Source organism: Micromonospora sp. NPDC049529 (assembly GCF_055586685.1).
In genome coordinates this window covers 71,655-92,091 of the sequence record NZ_JBVJHT010000025.1, presented here as the reverse complement: position 1 = coordinate 92,091, position 20,437 = coordinate 71,655, and the positions used below count along the sequence as shown (strand labels likewise).

20 protein-coding genes, 1 pseudogene and 1 CRISPR repeat array (1 of these 22 running past the window's edge) are annotated in these 20,437 nt (G+C 69.4%); of the genes and pseudogenes, 17 read left to right on the top strand and 4 right to left on the bottom strand.

Annotated elements, in window-relative coordinates:
• The first annotated feature begins 2 nt into the window (after nucleotides 1–2).
• From ACZ6QQ_RS32450 to ACZ6QQ_RS32435, 4 genes are all read left to right on the top strand, one after another.
• Complete coding sequence (locus ACZ6QQ_RS32450; protein WP_465881475.1) at nucleotides 3–560, top strand: HD domain-containing protein; 558 nt, start codon at nucleotides 3–5, stop codon at nucleotides 558–560.
• Nucleotides 561–603: 43 nt separating this feature from the next.
• A complete protein-coding gene (locus ACZ6QQ_RS32445) occupies nucleotides 604–843 on the top strand; it encodes a hypothetical protein (RefSeq protein WP_465881473.1) in 240 nt (79 codons plus the stop codon).
• A 341-nt stretch (nucleotides 844–1,184) separates the two neighbouring features.
• Nucleotides 1,185–2,120 carry a threonine/serine dehydratase gene (locus tag ACZ6QQ_RS32440; protein ID WP_465881471.1) on the top strand — a complete coding sequence of 312 codons (936 nt, stop codon included), beginning with the start codon at nucleotides 1,185–1,187 and terminating at the stop codon, nucleotides 2,118–2,120.
• A 21-nt stretch (nucleotides 2,121–2,141) separates the two neighbouring features.
• Nucleotides 2,142–2,657 carry a GNAT family N-acetyltransferase gene (locus ACZ6QQ_RS32435; protein WP_465881469.1) on the top strand — a complete coding sequence of 172 codons (516 nt, stop codon included), beginning with the start codon at nucleotides 2,142–2,144 and terminating at the stop codon, nucleotides 2,655–2,657.
• A gap of 101 nt (nucleotides 2,658–2,758) precedes the next feature.
• On the opposite strand, the gene ACZ6QQ_RS32430 is transcribed toward ACZ6QQ_RS32435, so the two are convergent.
• Both ACZ6QQ_RS32430 and ACZ6QQ_RS32425 read right to left on the bottom strand, forming a co-directional pair.
• A complete protein-coding gene (locus tag ACZ6QQ_RS32430) occupies nucleotides 2,759–4,021 on the bottom strand; it encodes a D-alanyl-D-alanine carboxypeptidase family protein (protein WP_465881468.1) in 1,263 nt (420 codons plus the stop codon).
• A 276-nt stretch (nucleotides 4,022–4,297) separates the two neighbouring features.
• Nucleotides 4,298–5,893 (bottom strand): alpha/beta hydrolase, encoded by a 1,596-nt coding sequence (locus tag ACZ6QQ_RS32425; protein WP_465881467.1) that lies wholly within the window; start codon nucleotides 5,891–5,893, stop codon nucleotides 4,298–4,300.
• Nucleotides 5,894–6,090: 197 nt separating this feature from the next.
• Here ACZ6QQ_RS32425 and ACZ6QQ_RS32420 point away from each other — a divergent pair, with 197 nt between their 5' ends.
• The 4 genes and pseudogenes from ACZ6QQ_RS32420 to ACZ6QQ_RS32405 all read left to right on the top strand — a co-directional run bounded on the left by ACZ6QQ_RS32420 (nucleotide 6,091) and on the right by ACZ6QQ_RS32405 (nucleotide 8,980).
• Nucleotides 6,091–6,627, top strand: coding sequence for a DUF1697 domain-containing protein (locus ACZ6QQ_RS32420; protein WP_465881466.1), 537 nt, complete (start codon nucleotides 6,091–6,093; stop codon nucleotides 6,625–6,627).
• A gap of 27 nt (nucleotides 6,628–6,654) precedes the next feature.
• Nucleotides 6,655–7,169: pseudogene (locus ACZ6QQ_RS32415) on the top strand (chloramphenicol phosphotransferase CPT family protein).
• Nucleotides 7,170–7,238: 69 nt separating this feature from the next.
• On the top strand, nucleotides 7,239–7,832 hold the full coding sequence (locus tag ACZ6QQ_RS32410; protein ID WP_465881465.1) for a SigE family RNA polymerase sigma factor: 594 nt from the start codon (nucleotides 7,239–7,241) through the stop codon (nucleotides 7,830–7,832).
• Nucleotides 7,829–8,980, top strand: a complete 1,152-nt coding sequence (locus ACZ6QQ_RS32405; protein WP_465881464.1) for a hypothetical protein — start codon at nucleotides 7,829–7,831, stop codon at nucleotides 8,978–8,980. The genes ACZ6QQ_RS32410 and ACZ6QQ_RS32405 overlap by 4 nt, the downstream gene beginning before the upstream one ends.
• Nucleotides 8,981–9,143: 163 nt before the next feature.
• Here ACZ6QQ_RS32405 and ACZ6QQ_RS32400 read toward each other — a convergent pair whose 3' ends face one another.
• Nucleotides 9,144–9,518 carry a YciI family protein gene (locus ACZ6QQ_RS32400; protein ID WP_465881462.1) on the bottom strand — a complete coding sequence of 125 codons (375 nt, stop codon included), beginning with the start codon at nucleotides 9,516–9,518 and terminating at the stop codon, nucleotides 9,144–9,146.
• A 272-nt stretch (nucleotides 9,519–9,790) separates the two neighbouring features.
• On the opposite strand from ACZ6QQ_RS32400, the gene ACZ6QQ_RS32395 reads away from it, so the two are divergent.
• Together ACZ6QQ_RS32395 and ACZ6QQ_RS32390 are read left to right on the top strand one after the other, a co-directional pair.
• Complete coding sequence (locus ACZ6QQ_RS32395) at nucleotides 9,791–10,009, top strand: hypothetical protein (protein WP_465881460.1); 219 nt, start codon at nucleotides 9,791–9,793, stop codon at nucleotides 10,007–10,009.
• A gap of 36 nt (nucleotides 10,010–10,045) precedes the next feature.
• Nucleotides 10,046–10,333, top strand: a complete 288-nt coding sequence (locus ACZ6QQ_RS32390; RefSeq protein ID WP_465881459.1) for a hypothetical protein — start codon at nucleotides 10,046–10,048, stop codon at nucleotides 10,331–10,333.
• 57 nt (nucleotides 10,334–10,390) lie between these two features.
• On the opposite strand, the gene ACZ6QQ_RS32385 is transcribed toward ACZ6QQ_RS32390, so the two are convergent.
• Nucleotides 10,391–10,831, bottom strand: a complete 441-nt coding sequence (locus ACZ6QQ_RS32385; protein WP_465881457.1) for a hypothetical protein — start codon at nucleotides 10,829–10,831, stop codon at nucleotides 10,391–10,393.
• A 172-nt stretch (nucleotides 10,832–11,003) separates the two neighbouring features.
• Between ACZ6QQ_RS32385 and cas3 the strand changes: the two genes are divergently transcribed.
• The 7 genes from cas3 to cas2 all read left to right on the top strand — a co-directional run bounded on the left by cas3 (nucleotide 11,004) and on the right by cas2 (nucleotide 18,965).
• On the top strand, nucleotides 11,004–13,274 hold the full coding sequence (gene cas3 / locus ACZ6QQ_RS32380; protein ID WP_465881456.1) for a CRISPR-associated helicase Cas3': 2,271 nt from the start codon (nucleotides 11,004–11,006) through the stop codon (nucleotides 13,272–13,274).
• A gap of 368 nt (nucleotides 13,275–13,642) precedes the next feature.
• The gene (gene cas5c / locus ACZ6QQ_RS32375) at nucleotides 13,643–14,329 is read left to right on the top strand and encodes a type I-C CRISPR-associated protein Cas5c (protein WP_465881504.1); all 687 of its coding nucleotides are present in this window, start codon (nucleotides 13,643–13,645) and stop codon (nucleotides 14,327–14,329) included.
• A complete protein-coding gene (gene cas8c / locus ACZ6QQ_RS32370; protein WP_465881454.1) occupies nucleotides 14,329–16,152 on the top strand; it encodes a type I-C CRISPR-associated protein Cas8c/Csd1 in 1,824 nt (607 codons plus the stop codon). The genes cas5c and cas8c overlap by 1 nt, the downstream gene beginning before the upstream one ends.
• On the top strand, nucleotides 16,149–17,012 hold the full coding sequence (cas7c, locus tag ACZ6QQ_RS32365; RefSeq protein ID WP_465881452.1) for a type I-C CRISPR-associated protein Cas7/Csd2: 864 nt from the start codon (nucleotides 16,149–16,151) through the stop codon (nucleotides 17,010–17,012). Before cas8c ends, cas7c begins: the two co-directional genes overlap by 4 nt.
• Nucleotides 17,009–17,653 carry a CRISPR-associated protein Cas4 gene (gene cas4 / locus ACZ6QQ_RS32360; RefSeq protein WP_465881450.1) on the top strand — a complete coding sequence of 215 codons (645 nt, stop codon included), beginning with the start codon at nucleotides 17,009–17,011 and terminating at the stop codon, nucleotides 17,651–17,653. Before cas7c ends, cas4 begins: the two co-directional genes overlap by 4 nt.
• Nucleotides 17,646–18,674: a type I-C CRISPR-associated endonuclease Cas1c gene (cas1c, locus tag ACZ6QQ_RS32355; protein WP_465881448.1), complete on the top strand. Its 1,029-nt coding sequence runs from the start codon at nucleotides 17,646–17,648 to the stop codon at nucleotides 18,672–18,674. The genes cas4 and cas1c overlap by 8 nt, the downstream gene beginning before the upstream one ends.
• Complete coding sequence (gene cas2, locus ACZ6QQ_RS32350) at nucleotides 18,675–18,965, top strand: CRISPR-associated endonuclease Cas2 (RefSeq protein ID WP_465881447.1); 291 nt, start codon at nucleotides 18,675–18,677, stop codon at nucleotides 18,963–18,965.
• Nucleotides 18,966–19,090: 125 nt separating this feature from the next.
• Nucleotides 19,091–20,437: a CRISPR direct-repeat array (repeat unit 37 nt; unit sequence GCTGCGCCCGGTCCCCGGACCAGGCGAGGATCGCAAC); it runs 1,134 nt beyond the window's last position.

Genomic DNA, 20,437 nt, shown 5'->3' with positions numbered 1-20,437 from the left:
TTTTGAGTGACGCCGAAGCTCTCGCCGCGTTCGGGTACGAGCTCGGGCTGTTGAAGCGCGTCCGACGCTCCGGCTGGTGGCACGCTGGCGTACGTGATCCGGAGTCGGTTGCCGAGCACACCATGAGGACCGCTCAGTTGGCCGCGCTCATCGCTGCCGAAGAGGGAGCCGATCCCGTCCGAGCATCGTTTCTCGCCCTGTGGCATGACACTCAGGAAACCCGGACCGGCGACCTACCGCATACCGCCACTGCATATCTGACCAAGCCTGAACCTCGCCAGATCACTGCCGATCAGACCGAACGCATTCCCGAGCGAAGTCGTGAAACGATCCGTGACGCTGTGAACGAGTACGAGTCTGGAGACAGTCTTGAAGCGGTTTGCGCCAAGGATGCTGACAAACTGGAGATGCTGCTACAGGCCGTTGAGTACAGGGATCTTGGCATACGTCGGGTTGACGGCTGGATCGACTCGGCTCGTAAGAGCCTGAAGACGGAGACCGGACAGCGAATTGCCGAGGCGGCGATCAACCTGTCTCCGCTCTCGTGGCGTGACAGGTGACGGTGGGACTGTAGGAGGCCGGCGGGACGGCGATGCGTCCCGCGTGACGGTGACGTTCGGGCCGTCGGGGTCGCTGGCCATCCCGCTGACGAAGACCCCGCCGGGAACCCGTCGGGCGCCGAGGATGCTGCCCTCCGGGTCGCGGTTGACCGGGTCCGGGTCCTCGAAGCAGGTCGGCGGCGGGTTCGGGTCGTCGCAGCTGGGCGGGACGGCCCGCGCGGCGGTCGGCGCGAGCAGCGTCGCCGCCAGACTGGTCGCCAGGACCGGGGGCAGGCCACCCTGACCGGGCTCTCGTGTCGCATGACGGAATATCCCTTCCTCGTACGCGGAGCGAACCGCCGATCGGCGGTCGCTCGGAGATCCACCGTCCTGGGTGGACAGGCCGTGGCGAGGGGATATCAGCACGACGTGAAAGAGCCTCGCAATTGGGGTTCTGCGCCCGTACCGGGGCCTCGTACCAGGGCATTTCCGGACCCGCGTGGCGACTCGGCCGGCACTTCTGACGGCTTCTCGACGCTGCCGCCGCTGTTACCCACGCCACGTACGTCGATATCGAGTCACCTTCCCGACCCGGTGGCTAGCATCGGGGTTCGGTTTCGGCAGGGAACGAGGAGGCGGCCAGTCGTGATCACCCGAGTCGAGGTCGACGCGGCGGCGTCCCGGATCGCCGGGCGGGTGCGGCGTACGCCGCTGATCGAGGTCGATCCGGGGACCTGGGCCGGGCCGGGCTGGTTCAAGTGCGAGTTCATGCAGCACACCGGCACGTTCAAGGCCCGAGGCGCGATCAACCGGGTGCTGGCCGCGGGCGAGTCCGGTGAACTCGACCCGGCGGTGGGCATCGTGGTCGCCTCCGGCGGCAACGCCGGGCTCGCCAACGCGTACGCGGCTCGGGCGCTCGGGGTGCCGGCCACGGTGTTCGTGCCGCTGACCGCCCCGGCGGTGAAGGTGGCGAAACTGCGGGCGTACGGCGCGACCGTGGTCCAGCACGGCAACGAGTACGCCGAGGCGTACGAGGCGGCGCAGAAGACGGTCGCCGAGACCGGGGCGGTCTACTGCCACGCGTACGACCAGCCGGAGATCGTCGCCGGTGCGGGCACCGCCGGCAGCGAGTTGATCGACCAGCTCGACGGGGAGGTGGACACCGTCCTCGTCGCGGTGGGCGGTGGCGGGCTGATGGCCGGTGTCGCGGCCGCCGTCGAGGGGGTGGCCCGGGTCGTCGCGGTGGAGCCGCTCAGCATTCCGACCCTGCACGATGCGCTGGAGCGGGGCGGGCCGGTGGACGTGCCGGTGTCGGGGATCGCGGCCGACTCGCTCGGCGCCCGCCGGGTCGGTGACATCGCGTACGCGGTGGCGGTTCGGACCGGCGTACGGAGCGTGTTGGTCTCCGACGAGCAGCTGGTCGACGCCCGGCGGCAGCTCTGGGACCGGTGGCGGATCGTGGTCGAACACGGTGCCGCCGCCGCGTACGCCGCACTCGCCTCCGGTGCCTACGAGCCTGCGCCGGGCGAGCGGGTCGCGGTGCTGCTCTGCGGGGCGAACACCGACCCGTCCGACCTCTGAGCGGCCGCCGCGACCATGACCATGGAGACGACGAGGACGGTCCGGCCGGTCGAGCCGGAGGATCTTGACGAGGTGGCGCGGATCTACGCCCACTACGTGACCGAGAGCGTGGCGACCTTCGACGAGGTCCCGCCGACGGTGGCCGACTGGCGGCGCAAGGCGGCGACACTGCGGGCGGCCGGGCTGCCGTTCCTGGTCGTCCAGGTCGGTGGCGCGGTGGCCGGATTCGGGTACGCCGCACAGTGGCGGCCCAAACCGGCGTACCGGCACTCGGCCGAGAACACGATCTACCTCGCGCCGGACCGGACCGGGGCAGGGCTCGGGTCACTGCTGCTCGGTGCGGTGCTGGACGGGTGCGTGGCGGCCGGCGTACGGCAGGTTGTCGCGGTGATCGCCGACACCGGCAGTGACGCCTCCGCCGCCCTGCACCGCCGGCACGGCTTCACCGAGGTCGGCCGGCTCGGGTCGGTCGGCTTCAAACACGGCCGCTGGATCGACACGGTGCTCTTCCAGCGCGACCTGACCACCGAAGCCTGACCGGAAGCCGGACTGAAACCTGACCACCGAAGCCTGACCGGAAGCCGAAGCGGGAGCCGCAGCGGGGACGGCCGGGCCTGACCGGGCGGGTCGGCGGCAGCTCAGCGGCGGGTCAGGCGCTGCCAGACGCCCGGCGGTTCGAGCTGGTCGGTGGTGTGCAGCGGGCTGCCCATCGGTGGCTGGTCGCCGACGGTCGCGGTCACCCGACCGTGTTCCACACCGGCCGCGAGCTGCCTCGGCACGGGCGGGATCTCGGTGCCGAGCCGGACCTCCAGCCCCGGCCAGCCGATCACGTCCACGTTCTGCGCCGCCCGCAGTGTCGTACCGGGGGTGTCGAGCGGGCCGCGTACGGCCGCCACCTCCTGTCCGGCCGCGACCACCGTGTGTACGCCCAGCGCGGCGGCGGCCGAACGGACCAGCGGCGTGGTCGCCCGGAACACCGCCCGCAACTGTTCCGGGGTGTGCGCGCCCGGTTGCCCGAGCACCGCACCGACGACGAGCACGCTGGCGGTGCCGACCCTCGCGACGGCGGCGAAGGTGAAACAGCCGCCGGCCTCGTCGGTGGAGCCGGTCTTGACTCCGACCACCCCGTCCCGACCGAGCAGGTCGTTGTAGTTGGTGATCGTCCCCTCGACCGGCACGGTCGCCTTCGGCTGGGCGACGATCTCCGCGAACGCCGGCAGGGCCATCGCCTTGCGGGTGAGAATCACCTGGTCGACGGCGGTGCTCACGGTGTCCGGGGCGAGCCCGGCCGGGTCGGTGTAGCGGGTGTTGGTCATGCCGAGCCCGGTCGCCATCGCGTTCATCTTGTCGACGAACGCGGCCACGCTGCCCGCGTCCCAGGCAGCGAGGATCCGGGCCATGTTGTTCGCCGACGGCAGCATCACCGCCTGCAACGCCTGCCGCTGGGTGAACTTCGCCCCGGCGGTGACCCGGATCAGCGACTCGCCGCGCGCCTTCTCCGCCGGGTACGCCGCCGCCTGTGCCGCGCTGACCGTCAGGCTCGGCCCGGACTCGCCGACGCCGAGCGGATGGTCGGTCAGCACCACGTACGCGGTCATCACCTTCGCCACGCTGCCGATCGCCACCGGTGTCTGGGCGCCGTGGCTGCCCAGGTCGCCGACACCCTCGACGGCGACGGCGGCCTGCCCGGTCGACGGCCAGGGCAGCTGCGGCGGGGTGCCGGGGATCCGGGTGGAGGCGGGCACCGTCTGGTCGGCGGTCGGGCGCGGCGGATCGTGCCAGAGCGGCTGACTGACGAGCAGCCCGATCGCGACGAGCACCAGTGCCAGCGCGGCGGGCAGCAGCAGCTTCAGCCGCCGTGACCGGCGTTGCGCCGCGGCGTACGAGGCCGACTGATACATGAGCGCTGTTCCTCCACGAGATCGTCAACGCCACGGACGGCGCTGACGAATCTGATATTGCCGCTGGTCGCGGGCGCGGTGCGGCATCATCGACGGATTGACCCCGGCAGCGGTGGCCGGTTCGCCGGGCGCGGTCGCCAGACCCAGGGCACGGTGTACGGCCAGCTCGTGCTTTCGAGCGGAGGGAGCCTACGCGATCTTCGACCAGGCGAGGGGGCAGTTACCGGACCCTCCGGTGCGGGCAGCCGGAAATGCGCCGCCCGCACCCGATGATCGTCACGGCGTGACGGCCGCCCAACCGGGTCCGACCGGGCCCAGCGGACCCCGTACGGTCTCCCGGCGCTCGCCGGACGAGCCGGTCGGTGCCAGGGGAGCCGCGCAGGTCGCGCCGGACGGTGGAAGCCGGCGGTCGACCAGGTACCGGTCGACGAAGGCGGTGACGCACGGTGTGCCCGGGTAGATTCCGTGCCCCGGACCATCGAAACTGACCAGCCGACCGTTGCGCCCGAGCTGGTCCGCGACGTTCGACGCCCACTCGTACGGGGTGATCGGGTCGTGGAGCGAGTTGACGACCAGCACGGGCAGGTCGGTGCGGACCCGGAGCCGGTGCTGCGGGTTGTTCACCTCGCCCTTCCAGCCGAGGCAGATGCCGAGAGCGCTCAGCGCCGGAGCCGAGCCCCGCATGGTCGGCGCGGCCCGGCGGGCCAGGTCGACGTACCGGCGGAACCCGGACAGGCCGTCGACCGGCAACGCCCAGTCCTGGCAGAACACCGGCATCGGGTACTCGACCAGTTCGTGGGTGGTGATCTTCGCCGGTTGCGTCGTCGTCGCCGGGGCGACCCCGTTCCCGGCCATCGTGGCGAGCCGGTTGGCCAGTCCGACCCAGTCCGGGCCGTAGAACGCGTTGAGCACCCGACCGCTCAGATCGAGCCAGGTCAGCGTGCTGCCGTCCACCGGGTCGACCAGGGTGCCCGCCTCGGCGCGGCGCATCAGCCCGGCCAGGACGTCGGCAACGTCCCGCCCGTGCAGCGCGCAACCCGCGGTCCGCTCGCACCAGGCCGCGAACTGCTCGAACGAGTGCTCCGCCCCGACCGACTCGGTACGGACGAACGCGCCGGTGTCGAGGCTGTGGTCCATGGTGCTGTCCATCACCAGCGCCCGCACCCGGTCGGGGTAACGCTCGGCGTACATCTGCCCCATGAGGGTGCCGTACGAGGTGCCGAAGGAGCTGACCTGCCGTACGCCGAGCGCGGCCCGGATCGCGTCCATGTCGTGCGCCACGCTGACCGAGTCGACGTGGTCGAAGAGCGGGCCGGTGTTCGCCTTGCAGTTGTCGTACAACCGGTGGTTGTACGCGACCAGCGCGCGGAACTCCGACTCGTCGGCCGGGACGGGGAAGGGCTGCTCCTCAAGGAGCGCGAGGGAACAGCGGATCGGGTTGCTGCGGGCGACACCACGGGGGTCGAAGCCGATCAGGTCGAACCGTTCCCGGATCTCCGGGCTGCCGAACCGCTCGGGGCGCCCGATCACCGAGTCGACGCCGGAGCCGCCCGGCCCACCGGCGTTGATCAGTAGTGGGCCGATCCGGGTCGCCGGGCCGGTGGCGGCTCGTTTGGCGAGTGCCAACGGGAAGGTCGCGCCGCGTGGCCGGGACCAGTCGACCGGTACGGCGAGGGTGGCGCAGCGCAGGCCGGTGTCGTCCGGCTGCTCCGGGCACGGCTGCCAGTCGAGCGCCGGTGGCCGGTAACCGTTGGTGGTCGAGTCGGCGTTCGCGGTCCCGCCGGCCACCGCCCCGGCGGGTGCGCCGGAGGCGCCGATCAGGAGGACGAGGGCGGCCGAGACTCCGACCGTGAAACGGATCGCTCTTCGCATAGGGCGACAGCTCCCATCGATGGACGTTTCGCCAGTCGAGCATGGCTGGATCGGTTGGCTGAAGGGTTGGCGGAGGAGGTCAGGGGGATCTCCGGGAGGTCCCCCACGGCCGGGTCCGGCGTCCTACCCGAGCCGGTGTCGGCCCGGTTCGGTACGGTTCGGGGCAGGATCGGCGGGCGTCGACGGGGGTGGTGCGGGTGAACTCGTACGCGGTTCTGCTGCGCGGCATCAACGTCGGCCGCAACAACCGGATCGCGATGGCGGACCTGCGGGCCCTGCTGAGCGGGCTCGGCCACACCGATGTCGCGACGCTGTTGCAGAGCGGCAACGCGGTGTTCCGTACCGACGGGACCGATCCGGCCGCACTGACCACCGAGATCGAACGAGCGATCAGGAAGGAACTCGGGCTCGACATCGCCTGTGTGGTCCGGGACCGGGCCGACCTGGCCCGGATCGTCGCCGACAACCCGCTGAAGGGTCGGACCGACGAACCGTCGAAGCTGCTGGTCTGCTTCCTCACCGAGCGCCCCGATCCGGCGAAGATCGCCGCCATCGACTTCAGCGCGTACGCGCCGGAGGAGTGCGGGGTCGGCGAGCGGGAGCTCTACGTCTGGTACCCGGCCGGGCAGCAGTCGGCGAAACTGACGTACGCGTTCTTCGAGAAGCGGCTCGGCTGCGCGGCGACCGCCCGCAACTGGAACACGGTCACCAAACTGCTCGCCATGATGAGCTGACCCCCTGCCGGAAGGTGGCGCGACCACGTGACGACGCAGGTCATCGTGCTCAACGGTGGTTCCAGCTCGGGCAAGTCCGGGATCGTCCGGTGCCTCAAGCACCTGCTGCCGAATCCCTGGATCGACCTCGGTGTCGACGATCTGATCGACCGGCTGCCACCGTCGATGGTGAGATTCGGGCAGCAGGGCGAGGTCATCCTGGGCGAGGGCTTCGGCGAATTGCAGAATGCCTGGATGAGCGGCATCGCCGCGATGGCGAGGGCCGGGGCGCCCGTCATCGTCGATGACGTGTTCCTCGGTGGAGGTGCCTCGCAGGAGCGCGCTCGTAGACACCTGGCGGGCCTCAGGGTGCTCTGGGTCGGGTGCGTTGCGCCCCGGACATCGCGGCGGCCCGCGAGATCGCCAGAGGCGACCGGGTGATCGGAATGGCGGCGTCGCAGGCCGAGACCGTGCACCAAGGGGTCGTCTACGACGTGGAGGTGGACACCGGCCACACCGAGTCCCTGGACTGTGCGCGCACCATCGCCGCGTACGTCATCTGATGTCGACCCGTTGTTCGGGGATGAGCAAACTTTCCCGGAGCGCCGGCGTCGTAATGGCGGAGGTGGGCTGTGGACCAGGGTTCCGAGCGCGAGTTCACCGCATTCGTCAGCGCACGTGGTGAAGCTCTGCTGCGGGTCGCGTACGCCCTCGCCGGTGACCAGTACGCCGCCGAGGATCTGCTCCAGGACGCGCTGGCCAAGGCGTACGCCCGCTGGCCGAAGATCCGGGGCGATGCCGAGCCGTACGTCCGGCGGATCCTCTACAACGAACAGATTTCCGGCTGGCGGCGCCGCAAACGGCGACCGGAGGTGCCGCTCACCGCGACCCCGGAACCCGCAGCCGACCGCGACACCGCCGACGACACCGTGTTGCAGATGATGCTGCGGGACGCGCTGCGGATGCTGCCGCCCCGGCAGCGGGCGGTCCTGGTGCTGCGTTACCTCGAAGACCTCAGCGTCGAACAGACCGCCGCGCTGCTCGGCTGCCGGGTCGGCACGGTGGCGAGCCAGTCCTCCCGCGCACTGGGCAAGTTGCGGGCCCTGGTGCCCGCCTTCGACACCCTGGTCAACCGGAGCGACACGACGCAGCGGGACGACGACAGACAACGGCACGGGCGGACCAAACGCACCAACCCTAGGACCCGTTGGGAGACGGTGCGATGAGCCACGCGACTGACCAGGCCCTGCGTCGGGCCGTACGCGGTCTGGCCGGCGAAGCCCGCGCCGTGACCGACCTGGCACCGCTCGCGATAGCCCGGGTCCACCGGGTACGGCAACGCCGCCGCCGCGTCGGCGCCGTCGCCGCCGGGATGGTCGCGTTCGCGGTGATCGCGGCACCCTTCGTCTGGCTGCGCCCCGGACCGAATCCGCAACCCACCGGTCCGCACCTCATCGACCGGCGGTCCGATGATCCGACCGAGCTTGCCGTAACGCCGTCGCGACCGCCCACTCAGGAGGCGGGCAGTGCCTGGTGGAATCGTCCGGTCGGGCTCACCGATGGCTGGGTGATAGCCGGCGCGACCACCACCGGGTCCCCGCGCCAGCCCGCCTACGTGCTCGACCGCGCCCGGAACGCGTACGCCTCCTACAGCACCTACGACGAGCTGTGGGCGGCGCCGAGCGGCAACTTCGCCGCCGTCTACGACTATGACCGGCGGGGTGAGACCGGGCTGCTGAACGTGCCGACCGGTGTGATCAACTGGGTCCGTACCGGCACCCACATCCTCGATCCGCAGTGGTCGCCGGACGGCGGCAGACTGCTGCTGACGGTCATGGACCAGCAGTCGGCGGGCGGCCTCGGCGCCGTCATCGTGACCGCCGCGAACCGGCAGGTCCGCGAGTTCTCGACCGACGGGACGAAATACCTCTGCACCGACTACTGCCAGTTCACCTGGCTGCCGGACGGCAAGGAGGTCGCGCTCCAGCAGACCGACCCGGTGGGGGAGCGCTCGGAGGATGCCCGGCACCCACGGCGCGGGCTCCAGCTCTTCTCGGTCGACACCGGCCAGCCGACCCGGTTCCTGCCGATCAGGGGCGACGTGGTCGGACCGTACTCGTGGTCGCCGGGCCGGGATTCCGTGGTGATCCAGGGGCAGCAGGAGGCGCAGCTCGTCGACGCCAGCACCGGGGCGGTACGCGGTAAGCTGCCGAGTGCCGACGCATTCTGGACCGGCACCGACCGGCTCATGTACGTCGCCAGCCGTGACGGAAATCTCATCGCGACCGAAATCGACGTTCAGGGCAACGAGCTGCTGCAGGTGGTGCTCCCACCCGACCTGGCCGGACGGCAGATCACGGTCGCACCCCGTTGAACGGGCACCTCGGCGCCGGTCGGATCGGCCGGGCGCCCGATCCCCGGGGGGCACCGCCCCGACTCCCGGTCCAGGTCGATGTGCGGACCCGCGTCGTCAATCACGGCCACGCGGGTCCTGCCCCGACGTGCCGGGTCGCCTTCGACCAGACGTCGGCAGGCTGTCACCCTCGCCCGTTGGCCTGGCGGAGCATCGCGTCCTGTTCGGCGTCGGGCATGAGCTCCCGGACCTCTTGCGGGCAGCGGCAGGCGACGGCGATCTTGGCCGCCCAGGCCAGCGCCTCCTCGCGCGAGGCCACCTCGACGACCGAGAACCCGCCGATGACCTCCCTGGTCTCCGGGTAGGGACCGTCGGTGACCACCCCGTCGGTGCCCACGACGCTCGCCCTCTGGCGTTCGACTCCGGCGCCGAAAACCCACACGCCGGCGCTGTGCGCCTCCTGGACCACCGCGTGCGAGGCCTTGCCCACGTCGGCGAAATCCTCGTCGGGGATGTGGTCCATCGCACCGTCGGGAAACGAGATCAAGTAGCGGGTCATCCCATGGCTCCCTTGTCTCGGCGGCCTCCTGCGACCGCCTCTCACCTGTTCTCCGGAACGACTGGCCCGGATCCGCTGCTGTGCCGGAAAAAGGTCTCACAGGGTCCTGACGAAAATTGGTCTTGGCGCTTGTTACCTGGGACCCGGTCGTCATGGCGGCGACGGTGCGCGCGGCCATCGACGCCGCGGCAGCCCCGGATGGACCCCGACCCACAGGCCTACGCGGCCGAGCTGGTCGGCCTCTTCAGCCGAGCTACCCGGAAGGAATCCTCATGACCACGACGACCGAACCCCGGCCCCTCACGGCTATGGCGGTCACCCCCCCCGTGAAGACGCTGAACCGCGTCACCCTCCTCGTCTGGGGCTGCGCCGGTCTGCTCAACGTCATCGTCACGCTGGCCGCCCGGACCGGCCGGTCCGAGGGGCTGAATTTTCCGCCCGCTCTGCCGAGGTGCCGGCCTCCCGCGCGGCCAACGCACGGTCAACCGTGACGTGTACGAGCACAGTCCGGGATAACCTTGGCTCATATGGCTACCTATCGCACTGCCTCAGTGCTCCTCTCCTCGGACGGCACCAGGACCCCCGGGACCGCTGCACTCTTCGCCGAGCCCGCCCGCAAGGGTGGGATCCCACCCTGGGCCGGTGACTTCCGACCCGCCAACAGCGCCGGCAACGGCCCCAAGAACGCCGTCGGGAAGACCTTCACGTTGGAGTTGCCCGACGGCAGCACCGGCAAGGTCGTGGTCCAGAGCCTCAAGAGCGGGAAGGGCGGCGTCGTGCTGGCGTTGATGGGCGAGGACGCGCCCCCCTTCTGATCGGGAAACGCGGTCCGGGTTGCCCTGGGCGGCGGCGTGCCGACCCGGGGCTACCGATCACCGGCGGCCGGTGGACAGGGCGACGAGATACTGTCCGCCGCCCGCCTCGACGCTTGCGGTCACCGGCAGTCCGGGCACCAGCCGGGAGAACCGGTCGACCAACCAGTCCGCCGTCTCCTGGGCGTCCTTCCTGCTCGGACAGCGGGCGACCAGCTCGCGGCCACCCTTGCGTTCGAGCCGCTCGGCGACGGTGATCAGCGGTGCGGGCTCCACCACGTGCAGACGGTCCGGCCAGGCGATGACCACCTTGACCGCGCCCTTGCGGGTGTTGCAGGCACGGTGCGCGAGTCGCTCGGCGACCTTGGCCTTCTTGTCGGCGGTACGGCTGTCGACGCTGGGACCACGCGGGTCGTTCACCGACATGTCGGCGTCGACCGGCTCGTCACACACCCAGCAACGCCAACTGTCCCGCCTCGCGACGTCATCGAGAAGACTCATCCGAGCAAACTAGCCTGTCGGCAGCTGAGGGCTGCGTACGCGGCATCACCGCGTACGAGGGCTGGCACCTCGGTCGCGAGGCGGGTCAGCATGTCGCTTGAGCTTGTCGAGTGCCCCGGATTGAATGGGCGGGCCAATTCGTGCCTGTCCATTCGATCCGTGAGGATAATTCATGCCGGCTGGTCGACCACTCCAGGCACACAGCCCTGCTCCGGGAGCTTCGCAGTGGCACGGCCTCGCGGACCATCTTCGGGGCACCGCCGAGTTGGCCAGGCGGTTCGCGGCGCCTTTCGGCGGCGGCGATGTGGCGTACTGGTTGGGAGCGCTGCACGATGTGGGCAAAGCCGCCTGCGGCTGGCAGGACAAACTCGCGGCGGTGGCGAATACCGGTACGGCGGTGGGCATCGACCACAAGGCACTCGGCACCCGGATCGCGTGGGAGCGGGGGCTCGGCGGCTTCGCGAACGGAATCTACGGGCATCATGGCGGCCTGGTCGACGGTCCACGCCTGGCCGGCGTACTGAAGGACCGGCTCGCCAAGTATTCGGAGCACATCACGTCGGCCGAGACTGAGGTGTCCGGACTACTGCCGGACCTGCCGGCCAGCCTGGCGCAGTTCGCACCCGAGGCATGGCGCGATCCGCTGGTGGGGGAGATGGCGCTCCGGCTGTGTTACAGCGCCCTGGCGGACGCGGACAGCCTCGACACCAGCGCCCACTTCCGGCAACTGTCCGAGCCGCAGGTCCGAGAGGATGCCGACTTCGGTCGTCTCCACAAGTTGTTCGAGCAGCGCCGGGGCGACGAGGTGGCCGGACGGGGAAACACGCCGGTCGGCGTACTCCGGGAACGGGTCTACGCGGACTGCCTGGGCGCGGCCGAACATCGGCCGGGGGTGTTCCGACTGGGCGCACCGACCGGAGCCGGCAAGACTCTCGCGAGTGCGGGGTTTGCGCTCCGGCACGCGGCAAAGTACGGCAAGCAGCGGGTCATCGTCGCCGTACCGTTTCTCACCATCACCGAGCAGAACGCCGCCGTCTATCGACGGATGCTCGATGAGGACGGGGCGGAGCCGGTTGTCCTGGAGCACCACAGCCAGGCAAACTTCGACGGCGGTGATGCCGGGCGTTGGGCCAGGCTGGCGGCCGAGAACTGGGACGCCCCGTTTGTCGTCACGACGTTCGTCCGGCTGTTCGAGTCGCTCTACGCGCGCAAGCCCTCCGCGATGCGGCGGGTGCATCGACTCGCCAACTCGGTGATCGTGCTGGACGAGGTCCAGGCGCTGCCGCACCCGATGCTCGCACCGATTCTCGACGGGCTGCGGCTGCTGGTTCAACACTTCGGGGCGACCGTGCTGCTCTCCTCCGCAACCCAACCGAGCTTCTGGGCCCTGGGCGAATTCAAGGGCGTCAAGCGCACCGACCTGATCCATGACACGCCCACGTTGGTGAACGACCTGCGGCGGGTGCGGTTCGAGTGGAAGCTCGCCGAGCCGAGGCCGACCCTGTCCGACATCGCCGAGCAGGCGGCAGCCGAGCCGGCGGCACTGGTGGTCGTCAACACCACCGCGAACGCCAAGACCGTCTTCGACCACTGGCGGGACATCGAGCCGGAGGGCGTGGCCTGGCATCTGTCGACCCGGATGTGTCCGGACCACCGGCAACGGGTGCTGGCACGGGTACGGCGGATGCTCAAGGACGGTGAGCGGGTGCTGCTCGTGTCGACCCAGCTCATCGAGGCCGGGGTGGACGTCGACTTTCCGGTGGTCTTCCGGGCGATGGCACCGGCGGACTCGCTGCTCCAGGCCGCTGGGCGGGCGAACCGGGAAGGCCTGCTTGCACAGGGTGGCCGAGTGGTCGTCTTCGCGCCGGAGGACGGGGGACAGCCACCGACGTACAAGACCCTGGTCGGCTGCGCCAGGCAGCACTTCGGGCCGGGAAAACATGACCCCGACGACCTGGCTGCGCTGGAGCACTACTACCGGGATGTGTACGACGCCCTCAACCTGGCGGACTCCCGGCACGTCGGGCAGTTGATCCAGAAGGCTCGCGCTCGGTGGGAGTTCGAAACCGTCTCGGACGGCCCGGTGGTGGATGCCGGTGCCAAGCGGCGCGACTCGAAGCTGGCGTTCCGGATGATCGATGACGGGGGTATCTCCGTGGTGACGCCGCAGGGCGCGAAGACGCCGGAAGAGCAGCTTGAGGTCGAGCGGGTGGTGGAGGAGCTGCGGGACGCGCCGGTTCCCGAGATGGCGAAGTTGCGGCTCCTCCAGCCGTACACGACCAACGTGCATCCGAGCGCGCTGAGGAAGCCGGGCGTGAACGCGCTGATGAAACCGATCCTCGGCACCGACGTACGCCGTGGTGCGCTGGTGGAGTGGTGCGGCGGTTACGACGCCCAAACCGGCATCGAGTTCGACCCCTGTCTAGAGGACTTTGTTCTGTGACGTCGCCGAAGGTGGGGAAATCCTGAGCTCGTTCTCCACGCTTCGTGACGGACCGTCTGTCCGACATGGACGAGTGAGGGCTTGACCATCCGACGCCACCCTGACTGAATGGGCGGGGCTGCCCCGATCTTCATGATCGTAGACGTGGTGTCGATCCCGCTTTGGACGTGACGGATCCGGATCGTTTTCCATGCCTCTCCCGAACTGATTCTGATCTTGACAGTCGCTGCCGGAAAGAATGTCGTACCGGTCGGTCATCATCCGGCTGATGCTTCCAGCCCATTTGTGGGCGTCGCCCAGATGAACCGTGCCCACGCACGGCATTGTCGTCAATCCTGATCGGAGGGGTTTGCCCTGTGACAGCAGAGGTGGTCAACGGGGTTACGCTGCGGCGGAGTCCCGAGGGAGATCTGCCGGTGGTGGTGCAGGTCAGCGCCGATGCGGCGCTGTTCTCCCGGCCGGAGTTGAAGGTCGAGCGGGTTACCTACCCGGTGATGACGCCGTCCGCTGCGGTCGGCGTACTGGAAGCGATCTTCTGGAAGCCCGAGATGCGTTACCGGATCGTCGCGATCGAGGTGCTCAAGCCGATCAAGCAGTTCACCATTCGGCGCAACGAGACCTCGGACGTTGCACCCCTCGCCGAGGCGATCAAGGGATCCCGGCGGGTCGACACGGCAGCCCGGCGGGACCAGCGCAACGCCGTGTGTCTGCGCGATGTGGCGTACCGGATCCATGCCCACATCGAGCTTGCCGGGCATGCCGACAAGTCTGTGGCAGCGTACCGGGACCAGTTGCGGCGGCGGGTGCGTAAAGGGGCCTGCTTCCAACAGCCGTACCTGGGTGTGCGGGAGTTCAGTGCCGAGTTCGGCTGGCCGGACGAGACGGAACGCGCGCACGTCAACGAGGAGATCGGCATCATGCTGCACTCCATCCACCGCGACGGTAAGGCCGGACAGCCGCGGATGGAGTGGTTCGCCGCTCGTGTCGTCGACGGTGTCCTCGCGGTCCCGGAGCGCGGGATCGAACTGGCGCTGCCCGAAGGTCTGGTGGCCTAGTGCTCCTGCAACGCCTGGTCGAGTACGCCGAGACCAGCGACGACGTGATCCCACCGTTCTACGCCCGCAAGGCGGTGCGCTGGATCCTCAACATCAGCGCTGACGGCACTCCCACGGGGGACTTCGTCAACACAGCGGAGCCGACCGATCCGCAGCGCAAGTACGGCACCCTGCGCCTGGTGCCGGCCGTCACCCGTACCGTTGGAATCGCCCCCGTGCTCGGAGTCGACAACGGGGAGTACGTCTTCGGCTGGCTCTCCGAGGGCGCGAAGCCCGAACGGGTGGCGAAGCAGTACGACGCGTTCCGTGAACTGATCGACCAGTGGGCATCGGCCGAGCCGACCGGTCCGGGTCCGTCCATCGCCGCGTTCTACCGGGACGGCCATGATCGCAAGCTCGAACCGCCGGACGGCTGGGCCCGCCCCGACCTGATCACGTTCCGGGTGGCTGGCGCCTATGCCGCCGAAGCCGAACAGGCCGTACGCTTCTGGGCCGGTATCGCCGGTGATCGCAAAGGTTCCGGGCGGATCGGTCTCTGCCTGGTCTGCGGGCAGGTCCAGCCGTTGCTGAAGACGATCCCGCAGCAGATCCCGCAACGCTGGCTGCCGGGTGCCACCCAGGGTGCCTCACTCGTCAGCATGAACGAGGCGGTGCACGGCTACGAGCTGCAAAAGTTCCTGACCAACACGCCGATCTGCGCCGACTGCGGACTGAAGTTCATGACGGCGTTGACCGGGCTGCTTTCCGACCCGAAACACAGCACCGCGTTCTCCGGACAGAACGCCCGGCTGGCCTGGTGGGTGCTGGGCGGCTCGACCTACGACCCGTGGGCGACGGTCGAGCAACCCGATCCGATCGTGATCCAGGAGATGCTCGCCGGGCCCGTTACCGGCTCGGACAAGAGCGTGGACGACCTCTCCACGTACTGCTCGGTGACGGTCGGTGGCAACGTCGCCCGCGTGGTGGTACGAGACTGGGTCGAGCAACCGATCCGCGCGGTCCAGGCAAACGTCCGTCGATGGTTCGCCGACTACCCGATGGTGGATGCCTGGACCGGCGAGGTGGTCTACCCCGGCATACCGCACCTGGCCAGGGTCGCCGGTCGGTTCGAGGCTGGTCGTAACGGGGCAAACGGCTCCTGGACGAAGTTCGGCGCATCCGGCGAGCACCGCCCGTCGGACATGTTCCACCGTCTGATCGGCGCCGCCCTGCTCGGGCGGCCGTTGCCGCCGAAACTGCTCCACCACGTGATCAACCGGATCCGTCTGGACGGGCGCCTCGATGCGGCCCGCGCCGGACTGATCCGGCTCGCCCTGCGCCGCCATCCGTATCTGAGCCAAGACGACCGAGAGAGGCTGACGCCGACCTTGAGTGTGGACAAAAAGCACCCGGCCTACGTGTCCGGCCGGATCTTCGCCGTGATGGACGACCTGCAACGGACCGTGTTCCGGGTCGCCGACCAGAAGCTGAACACGACGTTCGCCGAGCGTTACTTCGGCCGGGCCATCGACAACCCGCAGGTGGTGCTCGTCTCCGGCCGGCGCAACACCACGGCCTGGCTCAAGCGGCTCCGCGGGCCCCTGCACCGGCCGAACTGGTCGGAGGCGTACGAGCGGCGGCTCGATGACCTGTTCATGCGGCTCGACGCGATCCCGAGCGGTGCCGTGCTCACCGACAAGGCCGAGTTCATCCTCGGCTACCACCAGCAGCGCGCCGATCTGCGGGCCGAGCGGATTGCCGCAGCCGCCAACAAGAAGAAGACCGACCTGCCCCCGGAGCCGGCGCAAGAGGCACCGAAGCCCGAAGGAGACGAGAACGCATGACCGCCGCTCACCTGGATCCGACCCGGCGACACGACGCCGTACTGCTGTTCGACGTCTCCGACGGCAATCCGAACGGCGACCCGGACGCGGGCAACCAGCCGCGTACGGATGACGAGAGCGGCCAGGGCCTCGTCACCGACGTGGCGATCAAGCGCAAGATCCGGGACACAGTGTCGTTGCTGCGCGGCGACGACCCGCGTTACGGCATCTTCGTCGAGGCCGGCTTCGCGCTGAACACCCGGATCGAGGCGGCTCTCAAGGCCAACCCCGGCAAGGCGGACGAGGCCCAACGCTGGCTCTGTGAGCACTACTTCGACATCCGGATGTTCGGCGGGGTGCTCAGCACCGGCAAGGGTGGCGGCGCCGGCCAGGTCCGTGGCCCGTTGCAGCTCACCTTCTCGCGCAGCATCGACCCGATCCTGCCCACCGACCACACCATCACCCGGGTCACCCAGACCCGGCAGGACGACATCGACAAGGGTGAGCGTACGGAGATCGGCTCCAAGTGGACCGTGCCGTACGGCCTCTACCGGGCGCACGCGTTCTACTCGGCACCCCGCGCCGCAAAGACCGGTGTCACCAGCGACGACCTGGCCGCACTCTGGCAGTCGATCAGCGTCATGTTCGACCACGACCGGGCCGCCACCCGGGGCGAGATGAAACTCTGCGGCCTGTACGTCTTCAGCCACCCGGACGCGTTCGGGGTCGCCCCGTCGGCCAGCCTCACCCAGCGGATCACCCTCGAACGGATCAACAAGGAGAAGGCACCCCGCGCGCACACCGACTACGCCCGTGAGCTGGACGAGTCGGGGCTGCCCGACGGCGTCGAGCTGACCAAGCTGGTCGACCTCTGGCCGTGACGGACGACGCCCAGGCGGACAGCGGTCTCCGGGAGGTGCCGCTGTCCGCCCTGGAGCACTACGACTACTGCCACCGGCAGACCGCCCTCATCCACGTCGAGGGCGTCTGGTCGGAAAGCGCCGAGACCGTACGCGGCGACCTCAGCCACACTGCCGTCGACCTGCCCGGCATCCAGCGCCGCCGAGGGCTCACCGTCGTGCGCTCACTCCAGGTCTGGAGCCACGTCCACGGCCTGCGCGGCATCTGCGACGTGGTCGAATTCGAGCAGGGTACGGCGACGCCGGTCGAGTACAAGGTCGGGCGCTACCTTCCGGGTGGCCCGGCCGAACTGCAACTCGCAGGCCAGGCGCTCTGCCTGATCGAAGCGGGCTTCGCCGTGCCGACCGGATACGTCTACTCGGTCGCCGAACGACGCCGGCACGCCGTACCCATCACCGCCGAACTGCTGGCTCGGGTTGTCGGCGCGACCGAGGCCGTACGAAAGCTGATCGTCACCGGGACGCTGCCAGCGGCGCGCAACGACGCTCGCTGTCGGAAATGCTCCCTGCGCCAGGACTGCCTGCCCGAACTCACCGACGGCCGCAGGCAGGCGCTTCCCGACCTGTTGACCCCGCGACCATTGGGACAGTGGCGTGACTGAGCTGCTCAACACCCTCTACGTGCAGACACCCGGCACCAGCCTGCACCTGGACGGCGACACCGTACGCGTCTTCCACCCCGACCAGACCGGGCGGCGGCTCCTTCCGCTGGTCCGGATCGACCACTTTGTTGTCTTCGGCGGAGTGAACGTCACCGACGACCTGATCCTCCGCTGCGCCGACGACGGCAGATCCATCAGCTGGCTCACCGGGAACGGGCGCTTCCGGGCCCGTACGGTCGGCCCCACCACCGGCAATCCGTTGCTCCGTCAAGCTCAGCACCGGGTGGCCGACTCGGTTGAACAGCGGCTACAGATCGCAGTCGCGATGGTGGCCGGCAAAATTCACAACAGTCGGCAGGTGCTGCTCCGGACCGCTCGGGACACCTCCGGCCACCGGCAGGTCGCCCTACGGGCGAGTGCCGAACTGTTGGCCGAACGGCTCGGGCTGCTCGGTACGGCGGCCACCGCCAACGAGGTGCTGGGCGTGGAGGGCATCGCCGCCCGCGACTACTTCGCCGCCATGCCGTACCTGCTGACGGAGAGCAAGGAGTGGAAGGCATCCGGTCGGAACAAGCGACCACCGACGGACCCGCTGAACTGCCTGCTCTCCTTCCTCTACGGGATGCTGCGAGTGGCGGTGCAGGGCGCACTTGAACAGGTCGGGCTTGATCCGTACATCGGCTTCCTGCACGGGGTGCGGTCCGGTAAGCCGTCGTTCGCCCTGGACCTGATGGAGGAGTTCCGCCCACTGCTCGCCGACCGTCTCGCGCTCACCCTGCTCAACCGGCGGGAGCTGACACCCGACGACTTCGAAGCGCTGCCCAACGGCGGGTACCGGCTGACGGACGCCGGGCGTAAGTCGGTGCTCGGGGCGTGGCAGCAGAGTCGTCAGCGAAGTTGGCAACACGTCCAGTTGGGGCGCGAGGTGCCGGGGGCGTTGCTGCCGCTGGTGCAGGCCCGGCTCCTTGCCCGGCATCTGCGCGGTGATCTGGTCGCGTACCAGCCGTGGATGGTGAGCTGAGTGGATCTGCTGGTCACGTACGACGTCGAGACCATCACACCGCAGGGACAGCGCCGACTCCGCGCGGTCGCGAAGATCTGCGAAGCGTACGGACACCGGGTGCAGAAGTCGGTGTTCGAGGTCGTCTGCCGCGACCCCGACAAGGTACGCTTGGTCGCCGAACTGCAAGCCGTCATCGACCCGGTCCGCGACAGCGTCCGGATCTATCGGCTTCCGGCGAGCGCGCTTGACGATGTCGAGCACCTCGGCAAGCCACGCGCTGTCGACCCACGCGGCCCCTTCGTGATCTAGGAACCCCAAGCTCACACAGAATCGCCGAAGGTTCCGAACCAAGAAACCAGGATGAGATGAACAAATCGGATCACGAACAGCGGCACATTTCATCGTCATCGGCCTATGTTTGCTGTTCCTGAACCACTGCGCCCGGTCCCCGGACCAGGCGAGGATCGCAACCTCCTAGCCGAGCTGGTGGAACGTCTTCCGGGCGCAGACTGCGCCCGGTCCCCGGACCAGGCGAGGATCGCAACCGGTTGTCATGGGCGACAGTCTACGGCGCGGAGTGCAGACTGCGCCCGGTCCCCGGACCAGGCGAGGATCGCAACGCTGTTGGTCGCGACCATCGAGCTTTCGCAGCCTGGAACTGCGCCCGGTCCCCGGACCAGGCGAGGATCGCAACCTCCGCCGCTAGGCCGCGATGTCGGTGGCGCACTACTCGCTGCGCCCGGTCCCCGGACCAGGCGAGGATCGCAACCTCGCCCGCCAGCTCGACGGTGATCCCGAACTCCTAGCGCTGCGCCCGGTCCCCGGACCAGGCGAGGATCGCAACGCGTGACGGGTCAGCCAGTCAGCCGCCACCACCGTGAGCTGCGCCCGGTCCCCGGACCAGGCGAGGATCGCAACTGCGGCGTCGAAACACCTAGCTACTGTTGCGTCACTGCGCTGCGCCCGGTCCCCGGACCAGGCGAGGATCGCAACCTCTCGTTCATGACCGGACGGCGGATCCCGCACCTTGCTGCGCCCGGTCCCCGGACCAGGCGAGGATCGCAACGCCCGGTCCGCGACCGCGGGGCCGAACCGGAACGAGCTGCGCCCGGTCCCCGGACCAGGCGAGGATCGCAACTTCGAGGTCGGCGCAATCAGCAGCGACGGCATCACCGCTGCGCCCGGTCCCCGGACCAGGCGAGGATCGCAACGCTGGCTGGCTGCCAGACAACCGCCCCGACGTCGGCAAGCTGCGCCCGGTCCCCGGACCAGGCGAGGATCGCAACGCGTACTCGTCTGCCTCGACGGACGCACGGGCGGCCAGCTGCGCCCGGTCCCCGGACCAGGCGAGGATCGCAACACGTACACCGCGTTCGCCGTGCCGGTGGTGGGTGCGGGCTGCGCCCGGTCCCCGGACCAGGCGAGGATCGCAACCAGTCGGATCCAGGACTGCGTAGCGACCTGCGTAGAGGGCTGCGCCCGGTCCCCGGACCAGGCGAGGATCGCAACGACGCTGACCTGCTCGTCATCGAACATCCAGAATCCCTGCTGCGCCCGGTCCCCGGACCAGGCGAGGATCGCAACGCGTACTCGTCTGCCTCGACGGACGCACGGGCGGCCACGCTGCGCCCGGTCCCCGGACCAGGCGAGGATCGCAACTCCCTACTGCGGACGGGGGCAACTCATGACCATCAGCTGCGCCCGGTCCCCGGACCAGGCGAGGATCGCAACGTTGAGGAACCGGCTCCTGCTCACACCAACGATCGTTGCTGCGCCCGGTC